11 protein-coding genes, 1 tRNA gene and 3 pseudogenes are annotated in these 16,323 nt (G+C 57.5%); 5 read left to right on the top strand and 10 right to left on the bottom strand.

All coding sequences use genetic code 11. From position 1 onward, the window contains the following. Positions 1-130 precede the first annotated feature (130 nt). Positions 131-2,371, top strand: coding sequence for an RNA polymerase sigma factor RpoD (gene rpoD / locus MRBLMS1_RS19640; protein WP_034746980.1), 2,241 nt, complete (start codon positions 131-133; stop codon positions 2,369-2,371). Between the two features lie 108 nt (positions 2,372-2,479). Beyond that, a tRNA-Ile gene (locus MRBLMS1_RS19635) sits at positions 2,480-2,558 on the top strand. Between the two features lie 333 nt (positions 2,559-2,891). Here MRBLMS1_RS19635 and MRBLMS1_RS19630 read toward each other — a convergent pair. From MRBLMS1_RS19630 to MRBLMS1_RS19615, 4 genes and pseudogenes are all read right to left on the bottom strand, one after another. Then, positions 2,892-3,137, bottom strand: a pseudogene (locus MRBLMS1_RS19630) (integrase core domain-containing protein); the annotation flags it as partial. After that, a pseudogene (locus tag MRBLMS1_RS19625) lies at positions 3,109-4,131 on the bottom strand (IS30 family transposase); the annotation flags it as partial. The pseudogenes MRBLMS1_RS19625 and MRBLMS1_RS19630, both read right to left, overlap by 29 nt. A gap of 673 nt (positions 4,132-4,804) precedes the next feature. Further along, positions 4,805-5,461, bottom strand: a complete 657-nt coding sequence (locus tag MRBLMS1_RS19620; RefSeq protein ID WP_485881284.1) for a hypothetical protein — start codon at positions 5,459-5,461, stop codon at positions 4,805-4,807. 981 nt (positions 5,462-6,442) lie between these two features. Then, positions 6,443-7,510, bottom strand: a pseudogene (locus MRBLMS1_RS19615) (IS3 family transposase). A gap of 258 nt (positions 7,511-7,768) precedes the next feature. Between MRBLMS1_RS19615 and MRBLMS1_RS19610 the strand changes: the two are divergent. Next, on the top strand, positions 7,769-8,104 hold the full coding sequence (locus MRBLMS1_RS19610; protein WP_485881282.1) for an FKBP-type peptidyl-prolyl cis-trans isomerase: 336 nt from the start codon (positions 7,769-7,771) through the stop codon (positions 8,102-8,104). Positions 8,105-8,120: 16 nt separating this feature from the next. Here MRBLMS1_RS19610 and MRBLMS1_RS19605 read toward each other — a convergent pair whose 3' ends face one another. From MRBLMS1_RS19605 to MRBLMS1_RS19585, 5 genes are all read right to left on the bottom strand, one after another. Continuing rightward, a complete protein-coding gene (locus MRBLMS1_RS19605) occupies positions 8,121-8,597 on the bottom strand; it encodes a DUF2726 domain-containing protein (RefSeq protein ID WP_485881280.1) in 477 nt (158 codons plus the stop codon). Positions 8,598-8,694: 97 nt separating this feature from the next. Continuing rightward, positions 8,695-9,408, bottom strand: a complete 714-nt coding sequence (locus MRBLMS1_RS19600; RefSeq protein ID WP_485881278.1) for a YjjG family noncanonical pyrimidine nucleotidase — start codon at positions 9,406-9,408, stop codon at positions 8,695-8,697. A 158-nt stretch (positions 9,409-9,566) separates the two neighbouring features. Continuing rightward, positions 9,567-9,959 (bottom strand): STY0301 family protein, encoded by a 393-nt coding sequence (locus tag MRBLMS1_RS19595; protein ID WP_485881276.1) that lies wholly within the window; start codon positions 9,957-9,959, stop codon positions 9,567-9,569. A 258-nt stretch (positions 9,960-10,217) separates the two neighbouring features. Continuing rightward, on the bottom strand, positions 10,218-10,709 hold the full coding sequence (locus MRBLMS1_RS19590; RefSeq protein ID WP_485881274.1) for a DUF4265 domain-containing protein: 492 nt from the start codon (positions 10,707-10,709) through the stop codon (positions 10,218-10,220). Between the two features lie 269 nt (positions 10,710-10,978). Continuing rightward, positions 10,979-11,698: a Crp/Fnr family transcriptional regulator gene (locus MRBLMS1_RS19585; protein ID WP_034747863.1), complete on the bottom strand. Its 720-nt coding sequence runs from the start codon at positions 11,696-11,698 to the stop codon at positions 10,979-10,981. A gap of 480 nt (positions 11,699-12,178) precedes the next feature. Between MRBLMS1_RS19585 and MRBLMS1_RS19580 the strand changes: the two genes are divergently transcribed. Beyond that, a complete protein-coding gene (locus tag MRBLMS1_RS19580) occupies positions 12,179-13,864 on the top strand; it encodes a methyl-accepting chemotaxis protein (RefSeq protein ID WP_485881272.1) in 1,686 nt (561 codons plus the stop codon). An 11-nt stretch (positions 13,865-13,875) separates the two neighbouring features. Here MRBLMS1_RS19580 and MRBLMS1_RS19575 read toward each other — a convergent pair whose 3' ends face one another. Continuing rightward, a complete protein-coding gene (locus MRBLMS1_RS19575) occupies positions 13,876-14,094 on the bottom strand; it encodes an oxidoreductase-like domain-containing protein (RefSeq protein ID WP_485881270.1) in 219 nt (72 codons plus the stop codon). Between the two features lie 375 nt (positions 14,095-14,469). Between MRBLMS1_RS19575 and MRBLMS1_RS19570 the strand changes: the two genes are divergently transcribed. Further along, positions 14,470-16,020, top strand: coding sequence for a DEAD/DEAH box helicase (locus MRBLMS1_RS19570; RefSeq protein ID WP_485881268.1), 1,551 nt, complete (start codon positions 14,470-14,472; stop codon positions 16,018-16,020). The last annotated feature ends 303 nt before the right edge of the window (positions 16,021-16,323 follow it).

The raw sequence follows: 16,323 nt of genomic DNA, 5'->3' as shown, positions 1-16,323 counted from the left end.
AACGTAACAGTGTCGAATTTGCGTAGTCGGCAGGTTCGAAGATGGTGGTTCCCGCAGGTAGACAGGGAACTGGCAGCAAACTTTATCCTAATCCACCGTAAAGCAAGTCGTTGTGTAATCGAAAGCGCCTGTGCCAATCAAGAAACCCGAATCCAAAGCGGCTGCAAAGCCCACTAAAGTTACCACGAAAGCCGAAAAGGCGCTCGACCGGCCAGAAGCGCGCGTCACCAGCGCGCCTGTGGTCAGCCAGACCACCGACGCCGCCACCCTGGCCGCGATCGATACGTCCGGTTATGTCTTGCCGTCGGTAAAAGTGCCAGGCCGCCGCGGCCGCAAGCCTAAAGAATTCCAGCCAGAAAATGATGAAGTCGCCGCCCTGAACGCCGTCGAGCGGGCCGAACTGAAGGCCGTCGACAAGGCCAAGGCCAAGGACCGCAAGGCGAAAGAGCGCGCACTGCTGAAGGACGCGTTCTCGTCCGACACGGAAGCGAGCGAGGAAGAACTCGAGCGCCGGCGCCAGAAACTCAAGACCCTGATCAAGTTCGGCAAGGAACGCGGTTTCCTGACCTACGCGGAAATCAACGATCACTTGCCTGAAAACATCGTCGATCCGGAAGCCATCGAAGGCATCATCGGTACCTTCAATGACATGGGCATCGCCGTCTACGAGCACGCGCCCGATGCGGAAACGTTGTTGTTGTCCGATAACGTTGCCGTCGTCACCAGCGACGACGAGGCGGAAGCGGCAGCCGAGGCCGCATTGTCGACCGTCGACTCCGACTTCGGCCGCACCACCGACCCCGTGCGCATGTATATGCGTGAGATGGGCTCGGTCGAGCTGCTGACGCGCGAAGGCGAGATCGAGATTGCCAAGCGCATCGAAGATGGCTTGAAAGACATGATCCAGGCCATTTCCGCCTGCCCCGTGACGATCGCCGAGATCATCGCCGCCGCCGACCGCATCGCCAACGAAGAGATCAAGATCGACGAAATCGTCGACGGCCTCGTCGATGAAAATGAACCGGTTGCCGCCGCCCCTGTCGTGGCCGCGCCCGTCGAAGAAGACGAGGAAGAAGGCGAAGCGGAAGAAGAGGAAGAAGAAGAGGAAGAAGAAGCGAGCGCTTCGGGCGCCGCCGGTTTCTCGGCGGAACAGCTGGAAACCCTGAAACGCACGGCGCTGGAAAAATTCGCTATCATTTCGCAGCAATTCGACAAGATGCGCCGCGCCTTCGAGAAAGAGGGCTATAACTCGAAACCGTACGCCAAGGCGCAGGAAGCCATTTCGCAAGAATTGCTGGGCATCCGCTTCACGGCCAAGGTCGTGGAAAAGCTGTGCGACACCCTGCGCGGCCAGGTCGACGAAGTGCGCCATATCGAGAAGCAAATCCTCGACGTGGCCGTGAACCGCTGCGGCATGCCGCGCGCCCACTTCATCAAGGTCTTCCCGGGCAATGAAACCAACCTCGACTGGGTCGATGGCGAAGTCAACGCAGGACACGCGTACAGCGCCATCCTGGGCCGTAACATTCCGACCGTCAAGGAACTGCAGCAACGCCTGATCGACCTGCAAGCGCGCGTTGTACTACCGCTGCCTGACTTGCGCAACATCAACCGCCAGATGGCGGCCGGTGAAATGAAGGCGCGCAAGGCCAAGCGCGAAATGACGGAGGCCAACTTGCGCCTGGTTATTTCGATCGCCAAGAAATACACGAACCGCGGCCTGCAATTCCTCGACCTGATCCAGGAAGGCAATATCGGCCTGATGAAGGCCGTCGACAAGTTCGAGTACCGCCGCGGCTACAAGTTCTCCACGTATGCGACCTGGTGGATCCGCCAGGCCATTACGCGCTCGATCGCCGACCAGGCGCGCACGATCCGCATTCCCGTGCACATGATCGAGACGATCAACAAGATGAACCGCATCTCGCGCCAGATCCTGCAGGAAACGGGCGCGGAACCCGATCCGGCCACCCTGGCGATCAAGATGGAAATGCCCGAGGACAAGATCCGCAAGATCATGAAAATCGCCAAGGAACCGATCTCGATGGAAACGCCGATCGGCGACGACGACGATTCCCACCTGGGCGACTTCATCGAGGACAACAACACCCTGGCGCCGGCCGATGCAGCCCTGCACGCCTCCATGCGCGGCGTCGTCAAGGACGTGCTCGATTCCCTGACGCCACGCGAAGCGAAAGTGCTGCGCATGCGTTTCGGCATCGAGATGTCCACCGACCACACGCTGGAAGAAGTGGGCAAGCAATTTGACGTGACGCGCGAGCGCATCCGCCAGATCGAAGCCAAGGCACTGCGCAAGCTGCGCCACCCATCGCGCTCCGACAAGCTGAAAAGCTTCTTGGAAGGCAACTAGAAGCCAATAGGGCTTGACGTACGCCCCTGATACCCCTATCCTCGCGTGTCCGTTTCCAAAACGGCCGCGCGAGGCGGGCATCAACAGCGCCGCCACGCCGCAGTCCCCGGGCCTCTAGCTCATGCTTGGTTAGAGCAGCGGACTCATAATCCGTTGGTGCCGTGTTCGACTCACGGGAGGCCCACCAGAATTTAGCAAGAATAGAACAAGCCCCGGCGGGTGACTGCCGGGGCTTTTTTTGCGCGTGACAATTAGCGCAAGGTGTGGTCGTTCGGATGGGCTGGTTCTGGCTTCGTCACTAATTTCATCTTATAGCGGTACGGAGTGCATAGGAGGTGCTGTGTACTTTGCCTGGCGTTCGACCTTGTATTTGCAATTAAGTACGCTACAGGTCATTATCGTTGTTCAATGCGGCTATGGTTGGGCTTGTGTCTGAATGGCGGACCTGAGGTAGTTCGGGTTTTCAGGACAGTTAATTAAGCACACGAAAGTGTGCTTCCACTTGCGCTGGTTGTAGTGGTCAACCCATCCCGGACACTACGTTAAGTTTTTCTTCGGCGACGGCCGGTGCCAATCCGTGATTAAACTGATGTGGCCGTATCCAGTTATACCGGTGCATCAGGTAATGGCTGATGTCCCGTTGTGCTTCCTGTGCCGTCATGTAACCAGTTGACGGCAGCCATTCAGTTTTGAAGCTGCGGAACAGCCGTTCCATCGGAGAGTTATCCCAACAATTTCCCCGACGGCTCATACTCTGTCGTATCCGCCTTTTCATTTGAACCGCGTTGCCATGGATTCTGTGGATCGCAGAAGTAGACCTGGATGTCGGTGGCCAATGTAAAGCGTTTATGCCCAGCGAGCTCGCTGCCACGATCCCAGGTCAGTGATTTATATAGTTCTTGGGGGAGCCTGCGGGCATTGTCGATCAATGCGTTGACCACCGTTTCGGTATTCTTGGCGGCGACCTTTATCAGCATGACATAGCGCGTCTGGCGCTCAACCAAGGTCACGATCTGGCTGTTGTGGCTGCCACATAGCAGGTCCCCCTCCCAATGCCCAGGCACCGCTCGATCCATTGCCGTCGCTGGACGTTCGCTGATCGACACCGCGTCGACAATTCTGCCGTGGTTGTCCGTCTTTTGGGTGTGATGACGTGAGCGGCGCATGGCGCGCGTACGGCGCAAGTGTTCCAGCAGCTCCTTCTTTAAAGCGCCTCGGGCTTGGATATAGAGGCTGCGGTAAATGGTTTCGTGCGACACGTGATACTCCTCGTGGCCCGTGAACAGCTGCTTGAGCCAGCCAGCAATCTGTTCTGGCGACCACTGCAATTGGAGCTTGCTGGCAACCATGTTGGCCAACATGCGGTTCTCCGTCAGCTTACAAGGTTTGGGGCGCCGCGTCTGATCCCAAGCATGCTGATCCGCTTGAGTTGCACGATATGCTTCGCGGCCACCATTGCGCTTGAGTTCCCTGCTGATGGTCGATGGTGCGCGTCCGAGGCGTCTGGCCAGCGCGCGGATGGATATGCCGGTAACGATTGCACGCGATACCTCCTCGCGCTCGGCCAGTGTCAGGGCCAGTCTGGAACGGCATCGCTGCACTGGCCGTATGCCACCAGATTCGGCCAGAATCCGCTGTATCGACGAATGATTGCGATCAAATAGCTGGGCTATCATCTGCAGGGAGTCGCCTTGCTTCCAGCGTTCCCACATCAAGGCCTTCTGGCTCTCGGTGTAATAAATTCGTGGTTTCTGTTTCATCTTCAACACTCCTGTAGCCTAGGTGTTTAGGTTAGAGTGTTGCGACCACGGATTGAATCCGCAACTACAACCTAACCCCGCCACTCACGAATTGGACTCGACGGTCGTGCACCTATCAGTCAATGGCGAGGCTTGATGGAAATCTGTGCACTCTAGACAAATTGCCGTCGATACGGATGAGCGCCTACTGGCAATCAACCTGATGCCTGCCGATATCGCCGACTCCACTAGGGCACAACTGGTGCTTGATGGGGGGTGGTACGGCGCTGGCCGTGGGGCAAACACCTGTTCGATGCAGCGTACGACCGTCGCAAATCGGTGGACAAGGCTGGGTTCATGGAGTTCACGGTGTGGAAGTCGTACGGCGACTGGAAAGCCTGCAAGGCTTCGCGGTTCAACGCTGGGGCGCCGAACGTACCTTCGCCTGGCTGATGCGTTACCGGCGACTGGTACGTGACTATGAATAGCGTATTGACGTGTCAGAGAACATGATTTACATGACAATGGAATCGTTGCTGTTACGTCGACTAAATGTCTGTTAGGTTATTAAACCGTCTCTAACTAAAGCAAGCATGAACAATTTTATTGTTTCCATTTTCAAATCGTTTACTGCGTGAGCATTCGGAGACATTTTTCTTAGAATATGCTGGGAATTGCTCTTGCAGTGTAGAAATCAAGCTGCAGCATCACGTTTGTATTCGAAATGTTGATGACTTACTCCTTGAGTAACAAAGTCCGCATCGGCCGGTATCGGTTCCCAGAAAAAATCGCGCTTGAAAATGGGAATTTTGTCGAATTTTTTTGAACGAAATATCCATCTATTTTTCTTGATCTCGCTATAGCGATCCCCCTTAAACTGTTGATGTATAGCGGTGAAAGGCAGCAGTCTTTCAGCAATGTCAGAAAAGGATAAACTAGGATTATTGTTTTTAAATTTCTCAAAAACTTCAAATTGATCTCTGCAAATAATTTGAATGGCTGTTTCGGGGAATTTATAACGGGGAGACCAAAGAACGTGCCATCCTGATTCAATTTCGTTAATGAAATTAACAAGGCGCGGCGTAAGAATATATGCATCAGATTCAATGTGAATAATCTTGTCAACTGCTAATTCATTTGCAATATTAATAGAGTGAAGGAAACTCCGCCACCAACCAGGGTAAGCAGACCCACTTTGGCGACCTAAGTTGTCATCAAATCGAATGATAAGATTGGTATCATTGTGCAGTGATAAAGGCGAACTATGATGTACCGTATTTATGATTTTTTCTGATGGAAGATATGGTGAGCCATCATCAATCATAATTTTTCTTATTGCATTGATTGGCATGGTTTCATAGTAGTCGAGCCATCGCTGATATCGACTTTGCCAAGACTCGGCATCTTTGATGAAACTTGTGCAAAAAATAATAGATTTCATTAACTAATAGCTTTCTTTATATTGTAAAAAATAGTAATTTTTTGTGTTGTAAATATAAAAATCGGCTACTATTTTACCAGACTGTTGTCAATATTGGTGAATTGCAATTTTGATAGTATTTTTTGCCGAGTTTGGCTGTGTGGCGAAAATTTGGGGGCCACCTAGTGATAGCATTATTGCGAATAGAGAAAATGAATTTTTTATTGCCGGTTTAGAGTGTCCGACAGAACCTATGAATGTATCGCTAGCAAATGGATATGTAGGAAAGCGAGAGGAATACCAGGTGTATATCGAAAGTGCATTCGTAGTGGATGGACAACCTGTCGAAATTCTGGACCTAATCGCATGAGTTCGACATTCCGGTGCTATGCCATTGAGTCGCGTGAGCGTCTCAATGGCATAGCGGGCGTCGGTGGTGCTTACTAGCCATGGTGGGCGCGCGATGCAGTGGCCTTGTAAGCATGCAATTTGGCAGAACATCCTTTGGTCTTCCGGACAGGCCTGTCTAGACGTATATTAATTCGCATGGAATAAGACGCTCCCGCCTGAACCTTGAATCGACAAAGGCCTTGTCTCTCTTGAGGCGATTCACGTGGCTGTGGACAGTGTCAGAGAGGAGGCATTGCGCATATCGGTCTTCCGACGGTCAGTTTAACTTTTTGCGGGCATGTTTGCATACGCTGGTCATGACGCAGCAGGTCTCGGCGAAGTCGAGGGGGAGGCTTTTTAGACGTGGTGCGATCACTGTAGCGCCAGCGCCACAAGCGCAGGCGAATACTTACTCATGTGTTGCTTTGGAGCTCGTTTGCGCTGGCTGGCTCGCCGTGATCCGCGCCAGCGGGGGAGCCATTACGGGTAATCCCCATTTTTAGAGCGTGCTAAAAGTAGAGGTTAAGCGGCCAAGGCAAGCGTCTGTTTTGGTGTGATGCCGCCAAGTGCCATGTTGGGCTGGTCGTGATTGTAAGTCCACAGCCAGCGGGTTGCAAAATCCTGGATATCATCAAGTGTTTCAAACAGGTGATGCGCCAACCAATCGTAGCGCACCGTGCGGTTATAGCGCTCGACATAAGCGTTCTGCTGCGGCTGTCCAGGCTGGATGAAGTCGATGCGAATGCCGCGTTTGGAGGCCCAGGTCAGCGTCACGGCGCTGATGTATTCCGGGCCGTTATCGCAGCGAATGACCTGGGGTTTGCCACGCCATTCGATGATCCTGTCGAGGGAGCGGATGACGCGTTCGGACGGCAAGGAGAAATCGACCTTGATGCCGAGTCCCTCACGGTTGTAGTCGTCGATCACATTGAACAATCGGATGCTTCTGCCGTCGGCCAGTTGGTCATGCAGGAAGTCCATCGACCAGGTGTCGTTGATTTGTGCAGGCACGGCCAGCGGCAGCGGCCTTTCCCGCACCAGCCGATGGCGTGGCTTGATACGCAGGTTTAGTTCCAGCTCACGATAGATCCGACAGACCCGCTTGTGGTTCCATTTAAACCCCTTCACGTTGCGCAAAATACAGGAAGCACAGGCCGAAGCCCCAGTTGCGCTGGTTGTTGGTCAGGCGTACCGGCCAGTCATCGAGCTTGGCGCGATAGCGATAACAGGTCTGGCTAATGCAAAATGCCTGACAAGCCAGTCCTATGGTGGCTGAACGCTGGGCCACGGCCCATTGCGCCATCTCCCGCCGCTGAGATGGCGCTACCATTTTTTTGTCAGGGCCTCCGCGACGATCTCGGCTTTCAAGCGCTCCTCGGCATACATCTTTTTCAGGCGCCGGTTTTCGTCCTCCGGCTCCTTCATGCGGGCCATCAGCAAGTCGTCCATGCCGCCAAACTTGGAGCGCCATTTATAGAACGTGGCATTGCTGATGCCGTGCTCGCGGCACAGCTCAGGGACTGGTGAGCCGCCCTCGGCTTGCTTGAGGATGGCGATGATCTGGCTATCGGTAAAACGGGACGTCTTCATGTAGAACTTTTAAAAATCTGAATTTGAAAAATTCTACTTTTAAACGCGATCATTTGGCGGGGGGATTACCACTTGACCTCGATTTACCTACGGACATGGTTTTGCTGGCAAACTCATAATCCGTTGGTGCCGTGTTCGACTCACGGGAGGCCCACCAGAATTTAGCAAGAATAGAACAAGCCCCGACAGGTGACTGCCGGGGCTTTTTTCGTGCTGTCGTACAATCGCGGCATAGCGATTGATGAAGGATGGAACGACATGACGGCTGAAGTGAAGATTGACGATATCGTGGTCGGTGATGGCAAGGCGGCGGCGCGTGGCGCGCTGATCACGGCCCATTACCGGGGCTGGCTGGAGGATGGCACGGAGTTTGACTCGTCGCACAGGCGGGGTGAGCCTTTCCGCTGTGTGTTGAGCAATAACAAGGTCATCCAGGGCTGGATTTTGGGTTTGCATGGCATGCAGGTGGGCGGCAAGCGCAAGCTGTGGGTGCCGGCGGCGCTGGCGTATGGCGAGCGGCAGGTGGGGTTGATTCCGCCGCATTCCAATTTGATCTTCGAGATTGAGCTGCTGGAAGTACTGACGCGCGATTGATGTCTGGACGGCGTAATCAGGCAGATACGACGCCGGCTTTTTTCAGCAGCAGTTGCTCGACATCGGCGCGCAGCGCCTGTTGCGTGGGAAAGTTTGCATAGCGCAAGGTCACGTAGCCGGCCAGCCTGAGCATGGCGTCGCGCTCCTTGTCCTGGCGTTCTCGGCCTGCATGGCTGCGGTCATCGAGCTCGATCACGGCGATGACGTGCAGTTGCTGGCTGCACAGGACAAAATCGGCCACCTTGCGGTCGAAGCGGTTTCTGTTTGCCCACCCCTTCGCCGTCACCAGCGCGGAAAACGCCACTTGCGCCAGCACCGTGCATTCCGGCAGGGCTGTCTGCAGCAGGTGGTACATCTGTTGTTCGCGCGCCGTCATCACGGGTTTTCTGTGCAGCTTCAATGGCCTGCGGGACTTGGCCGCCTGGCGCGTTGCCAGCATGGCAAAGAACAGGATCAAGGCCGCGATGGCGATCAGGGCGGTGTGGGAAGGCATAAGCTGGCACCAATATGGACGAGTCCTGATGGTACGCGAGTAGCGGCGCGTTTTCGTGCCGCTGCCAGCGTATTTCAGGTGATGCGCTTGTTGGCGATCAAGCCTGTTTCAAGTTGACCGGTATCACGTTCAGCGCCGGCACGATGTCATGCAGGCTGGCCACTTCATAGGTGGGGATGGCGGCCGAGGTATTGGCCATGCTGTCCGGGTTGAACCAGCAGCTGGCGATGCCGTAGCGGTTGGCGCCCAGGATGTCGGCGTCCAGGCGGTCGCCGATGATGATGGTCGCGTCCTTGCTGAATGCGCGCGCCATGTTGGCGGCATATTCGAAGAAGCGCACGTCCGGCTTGGCGTGGCCGCACGCTTCGGAGGTGGCGACGAAGGAGATGTAGTCGCTCAGGCCGGAGGCGGCGATGCGGCGGTTCTGGATGGACTCGACGCCGTTGGTGATGATGCCCACTTCGCCGATACGCGACAGCGTTTCGCACACTTCTCTGGCGCCATCGATGAGCACGACCGTGTCCGGCAGGGAGTCCAGATACAGACGGCTGGCCAGTTCCGGGTCGATGGCGATGCCGTTCAGTGCAAGCGTCTTGCGGAAGCGTTCCACTTTCAGGAAATCCTTGCTCACGTCGCCCGTCTCAAAACGTCTCCACAGGTCGACGTTGATCGCCTGGTATTGGGAGAACAACGCGTCAATGCCGTCGCGCAAGCCCAGTTCGTGCATGGTGTGCAGGAACGAGCGTTTTTCGGAGGCCCGGAAGTCGAGCAGGGTATCGTCGAGGTCAAACAGGAATAGCTTGTATTTCATGGCGTGTCATTGAAAGGAACTTGTCTTGCATCGTAGCACGTAGCGATGAGTTCGGTTGGCCGTGCCCTGTGAGGAAGATCCGCTACAACCGCCGCCAGACTTGTCACACGCACTTCGTTTTTCCCCATGAGCATGCATGAGAAATTCGGCCCAGCGCACTATCTGCACTGAAAACTTATTATCTTCGTTCGCTGTTGAATGGCTGCGGTGCACTGTTTGACTCCCGGCAAATCCATGCGCAGGTAGCGTTCGGTACCGGCATATAGGCAGTCCACTTGAAACAGATAGTGGGGGGCATCGAAATTGATATTCCAGCGTTGATACAAGGTGCCGGCACGTGTCCACTCCCTGATCGGGGCCAGGATAGGCAAGGCTGCGCCATCCACCGGCGGCTGATCCGCCGGATAGGACAGCACGCGCACGCTGTCGAGCCTGGCGACGGGTAGGTTCCAAGTCGATGGAGCCGCTTGCGGGCAAGAAAGAGGGGTTGCTGCAGTTGGCTGCATCGTCGTGGCCGCGATAGCCAATGCCAGCAGTGCGAGCGGCTTCATTCGACCACCGAATAGAGTTCGGGGCGATCAAAGCAAAGAGGCACGGGCGCCAGTGAGGTGCCTGGCAAGGCTGACGCACTCGCCATTTCCTACGATCTCTTTTTGCTTTGCATAGTCGGCACGCGCAATGTAGGGCATAGCGTTCTCTCTGTGGTTGACGGTAGAGAGAGCGTACGCAAGATGCGGGCAAGTATCTTGATGTGCGCCAGGGCAATACGACGCATTGACGCGTGTCATGGCCCTGGCGCACGGGCAACCTTACATATCCACCCACCAGTTGAGCAAGGTTTCATCATCGTCATCATCGAGGTTGACGTAGATGTTTGCGAAGTACCATTCGACGCCCGTCGCTTCGCGGAAGGCGTCGAAGGGACCGTTGACGTTGTAGATGCCGTGGTGTCCCGGCACGCTGAAGGTGAGGTTGCCCTTGTACTGGCCGTCCATGGTGCCGCCCAGCTGGCTTTGCACGTCGCGTTCGAGCTGGTCCACTGCCTCTTGCGACACATCGTCGGCATAGATCTGGATGCAGAAGTTGCCGCCGCGTTTTAATACTTCGGCGGGGGCGAGCGGGTCGGCGATGTTGACGATGTCGCCGCGCGCCAGGTTCAGGGTCAGACCGGGCGAGGCCAGCAGTTCGTAGACGTGCTCGTCGATCTGGCGCGCCGGCAGGGTTTCATACACGGGGCCGTCGGTGTTTTCGCCTGCCAGTACGCGGATGTGCGGCAAGCCTTCGCAATTGATGTCTTCCATTGACTCTTTCATAGTGCCGGCGCGCTGCGGTGTGGGTCGTGCCGGCTTGTGGTTTATTGCAATATTGTACCGGCTGCGTGCCAGCTGGCGGGTAAGCAACGGTGCAAACGAGGAGAGGCAATGGAGAATGCGGTGCGGGCAGGCAGCTGCTTATGTGGCGTCGTGCGCTTCAAAGTGACGGGCGATCAAGTGTGCTCGACGGGGAGCCAACACTCTGGAATGAAAAAAGCACGCCGAAGCGTGCTTGCGCGGATGACTTGCGCTGAGTATTAGTTGTGTGCGCTGATGCCGCTGCGGAATTGTTCGAAACCGGCGCGGGCGGCCTTGTAGCAATTGCCGGCGGCCGCTTCCAGGCCTTCGCGGTCGAGTACTTCGACCGTGCCGCGGCGGTACTGGATCAAGCCTTCGTCCTGCAGCTTGCGGGCCGTGACGGTGATGCTTTCGCGGCGCACGCCAAGCATGTTGGCCATGGTGTCTTGCGTCACCTTCAGCTCGTTCGACAGCGAACGGTCGAGGCGGTCCAGCAGCCAGCGGCACAGTTTTTGTTCGATGCTGCAATGGCGGCCGCCCACCACGTTCTGCGCCATTTGCGCAAACATGGCGCTGGTGTAGCGCATCAGCAATTGCGCCAGGGCGCCGCCTTCATTGAACACTTCGCGCAGGAAGGCCGTTTTCAGGCGGTAGCCGTAACCGGCCGTTTGCACGATGGCCGTGCAGGTGGCGCGCTCGGCTTCGTACAGCACCACGCCAGCGACGCCTTCGCGGCCGACGACGGCGATCTCGGTGGTGGCGCCGTCTTCCATCACATACAGCAGCGAAACGATGGCGTTGGTGGGGAAGTACGTGTATTCAATCTTGCCGCCGCAATCGAACAGGTGCTTGCCGGCAGGCAAAGCGACCAATTCCAGTTGGCAAAACAGGCGCTCCAGATCGGCGCGCGACAAGGCACGCAGCAATTCGTTCTGTTGCGCGCCCGTGATGCTGATCATGGGCGTGGCGGGTGCGGCTTGCCAGTTGTGCTGGGCGGCTGCGTGGGCATTCGTTGCTGGTGTCAGGTTGCTATAAGCTTTGTACATGGTAGGGCCTCATCTTCTGATTTTGTTGGATGGCGCTGCTTTTCTGGCTTGCTAGCGTTGTGCTGAATCTTGTATCCACTATAGAACCAGAGGGTGCTGGCGGGCATCGGATGAGCCGACGTGCTTATGTAGGCTGGGAACATTGCCCCGTGTCATCCGACTCCTACGCCTGCTGCTGCATTTTTCCCTGTGGAAACAAGCGTGCTTGAGTAAAAAACGCCACCTTGCCGCTATGCGTGAACTTTGGCCGCACGCCGCGATCAAACCACTCTGCGCTGCAGTACGACGGTGATAAAATGTTGCATTGCGGAAATTTGATTTGTGTGCCGGTATGAGCTTGCTCTCCATCACTGCTCACTTTTGTCCCGTTTGTTTAATGAAGGAAAGCAACGCATGAAATGGTTTTTTGATTTGAAAATTGCCACCAAGCTGATCTTGTCGTTTGGCGCCGTGCTGTTATTGACGGCGGCCTTGGGCGTGTCGGCGATCTTGTCCATGGCGCGCATCAATACCGCGTCGACCGACCTGTCCGACAACTGGATGCCCAGCGTGCTGACGGCCATGAATATGCGCAGCGATGTCAGCGATTTCCGCCGCTGGGAACTGGCGCACATGCTGGCCGCGCAGGATGCCGACATGGCGCAGAACGAAACGCGCATGACGGAAACCCAGGCCAAGCTGAAGGCCGATGCCGACAAGTACCGCGGCCTGATTTCCTCAGCGGGCGAGAAGGAAGTGTTCGAGCGCTTCCTGGCGCTCAACGAAGAATTCATGCGCCTGCATGCAACCATGCTGAGCCTGTCGCGCGAAATGAAAAAGGAAGAGGCGCGCGCGCTGGCCGTGGGGCCGTCGACCAAGGTCATGCTGGACATGATGGTGGCGCTCGATAAACTGGTGTCGATTAATACGGACGGCGGCATGCGCTCGAGCGCTAGCGCCGATGCAACCTATGCGGCCTCGCGTGCCAGCCTGATCGGCTTGGTGGTGGGTATCGTCGTCATCGGCATGCTGCTGGCGCTGTGGGTTGCGCGCAGCGTGGCGCGTCCGCTGATCGAGGCCGTTGGCGTGGCGCGCCAGGTGGCCGCTGGCGATCTGACGGCACAGATCGTTGTGCAATCGCAAGACGAAACGGGGCAGTTGATGCAGGCCCTGAAAGACATGAATGCCAGCCTGCAAAAGCTGGTGGGCCAGGTACGCAGCGGCACCGATACCATCGCCACGGCGTCGAGCCAGATTGCCGCCGGCAACCAGGATTTGTCGTCGCGCACGGAAGAGCAGGCCAGTTCGCTGGAAGAAACAGCCTCGTCGATGGAAGAGCTGACGTCGACCGTGAAGCAGAATGCGGACAATGCGCGCCAGGCCAACACCATGGCGCTGACCTCGTCGAGCATCGCCATCGAAGGTGGCAAGGTCGTCGGCGAAGTGGTGGGTACGATGGCGTCGATCAACGAATCGTCGCGCAAGATCGTCGATATCATCGCCGTCATCGACGGCATTGCTTTTCAGACCAATATCCTGGCCTTGAATGCCGCCGTCGAGGCGGCGCGTGCGGGCGAACAGGGGCGCGGCTTTGCCGTCGTGGCCACGGAAGTGCGCAACCTGGCGCAACGCTCGGCCGCGGCGGCCAAGGATATCAAGGTCCTGATCGGCGATTCGGTCGAGAAAGTCGAGGCGGGATCGAAACTGGTCGACCAGGCGGGCCGCACGATGGATGACATCGTTGCCAGCATCACCCGCGTGACGGACATCATGAGCGAGATCACGGCCGCCAGCAGCGAGCAGAGCGCCGGTATCGAGCAGGTTAACCAGGCCATTGCCCAGATGGACCAGGTGACGCAGCAAAATGCGGCCCTGGTGGAAGAGGCGGCCGCGGCAGCCGAATCGATGCAGGAACAGGCCGCCAGCCTGAGTGCCGTCGTCAGCGTCTTCAAGCTTGACGTGGCCAGCGCCGCCGCGCGCCCGCCGCGCGCGCCCGCCACCGTCAAGGCGCCGGCAGCCGTAGCGCCAGCAATGGCGTCGCGTCAACTGGCCAGCACCGCGCGTCGCGCGGCGCCAGCCGATGAGTGGGAAAGCTTTTAATGTAAATAAAGTCAAGCACGCTTGCGCGGCTTTTTGATGCCCTGGGTGGCGGGCGCGGCAGCGGCTTGCTGGCGCTGCTGCCAGGCCCGCAGGGCCTCTTCGTAGGCGGCCAGGTCTTCCTGATACATTTCCAGCACGCAAAAGGTGCAACCGCTATGGCAGCACTCGTCATTGCCCGGTTTGCTGGGCGCTTGTGGTTGCGGATCGTGGGCTAAGGGCGGGGTGGGCATGGTGAGGGCAGGGAGTGGAGCAGCAGGCATAGCAGCTGGCATAGGAGCTGGCATGATACGGCATCCCGGCGTGCCGTTGCTGGAACGCTTTTTGCTCAAAAATCACGGTTTCCGTGTACAGTTGCGGTGAATTAGGGTATCGTTTACAGCACTGATATTGTATCTTCTGCGCGCGATGTTCCGCCGGCGCGATCTCCGCCGCCATCGCAGCACATCTCTTCGACGCTCCCGCATACGCCTTCCAGCATGTCCCGGAGCACGGAGGTGCCGCAAGAACAATGATCCATGGCTTGCAAGACGGAGCTGCCTGTGCCCCGAAATGTTGTTTATTGAGAAAGCATGGCTTCCGCAGTGCGGAGGCACACCAGAAAATTTATGTCTGAAACCGAATCGACTCCTACGCCCAGCCCGGCGATTGCCCCTGAAGCGGCGCCCGCCGCCGCTGCGCCTGCACCAGCACCTGCCGCATCCGCTGCTCCCAGCCTGACTTTTGCCGACTTCGGCCTCGCGCCTGAAATCCAGCGCGCACTGACCGACCAGGGCTACACCCATCCGACACCGATCCAGGAACAAGCGATCCCCGTCGTGCTGCAAGGCCGCGATGTGATGGGTGCCGCGCAAACGGGCACCGGCAAGACGGCCGGTTTTTCCTTGCCGATCATTCAGTTGCTGATGGCGCATGCCAGCAGCAGCATGTCGCCGGCACGCCACCCGGTGCGCGCGCTGATCCTCACGCCGACGCGTGAACTGGCGGTGCAGGTGGCAGAAAACGTCAAGGCTTACGCCAAGCACACGCCGCTGCGCTCGACCGTCGTCTTCGGCGGCATGGACATGAAACCGCAAACCGTCATCCTGCGCGGCGGCGTGGAAATCGTCATCGCCACACCCGGCCGCTTGCTCGACCATATCGAGCAAAAGAACATCAGCCTGAGCCAGGTGCAAATGCTGGTCATGGATGAAGCGGACCGCATGCTGGACATGGGCTTCCTGCCGGACTTGCAACGCATCATCAACTTGCTGCCGAAGCAGCGTCAGAATCTGATGTTCTCGGCCACGTTCTCGCCAGAAATCAAGAAACTGGCCGCCACCTTCCTCAACGATCCGCTGACGATCGAAGTGGCGCGCAGCAACCAGACGGCCGACAAGGTCACGCAAGTGGTCTACAAGGTGACGGAAGACCAGAAGCATGCCCTGGTAGCCCATCTGTTGCGCCAGCGCGACCTGAAGCAGGTCATCGTCTTCTCGAACACCAAGATCGGCGCTTCGCGCCTGGCCCGCGTGCTGGAACAGGAAGGCATGAGCGCCACGGCGATTCATGGCGACAAGAGCCAGCAGGAACGCATGGCGGCGCTGGAAGCGTTCAAGAAGGGCGAGATCGACGTGCTGGTGGCCACCGACGTGGCGGCGCGCGGCCTGGATATTTCCGACCTGCCTTGCGTCATCAACTTCGACTTGCCGTACAACGCGGAAGATTATGTGCACCGCATCGGTCGCACGGGCCGTGCCGGCGCCTCGGGCGACGCTATTTCGATCTACTCGGATAAAGACGAGCGCCTGCTGGCCGATATCGAGAAACTCATCAAGCAAAGCATCAAGCGCGGCGAATTGACGGGTTTCAACCCGGCTCCTGCCCGCAGCAGCGACAGCGAGCGTCGTCCGCCGCGCCGCACTGAAGGTGGCGAGGCGCGTCCCTCGCGCGCGCCGGAGGGCCGCCATGCCGGCGAGAGCCGCGACAGCCGCTCCGCCGAGCGCGGTGCGCGTCCTGCCTTTGGTCCCGGCGCCCGCCGTGAGAAGGCCGATCCCTGGTTCCTGAAGCCATATGAGCCCGCCAAAGCAGCCGCTCCCGCTGCCGCCACTATCGCGCCTGCCGCGGCCAAGCCGAAGCAGAAGGTGGCCGCGTTATTGGGTGGGTTGTTGAAGCAATAAGTAGAGCAACCAGCAAACAGCGTTTGCTGGTTGCTGGAGTTCTTTGCTGCGCCATTTTTTATTGAGGAGAGTGGCGACGTATTGATTTCCTGGCGACGGGATCGCCATGCGCGTAACTGTACCGACTATGTTCATACCGGTACAGTTGCGCGTTTTACTTTGTGTCGTGACGTAGTATTGACGGCTGGGAGGGGACACATATGCCGTTAGCGCTGCGCGAATGGGAGTATTGACGACCGTTCTGGCTACCAGACTGTTACTCTGGCCGGGGGAGCCTCTCAGCAGGCCAATACCATCCTGCCG

Source organism: Massilia sp. LMS1-1-1.1 (assembly GCF_040815535.1).
Classification (GTDB): Bacteria; Pseudomonadota; Gammaproteobacteria; order Burkholderiales; family Burkholderiaceae_D; genus Janthinobacterium; species Janthinobacterium aestuarii.
Note: the sequence above shows the minus strand (reverse complement) of the source record. Positions and strands in the feature narration are given on the sequence as shown.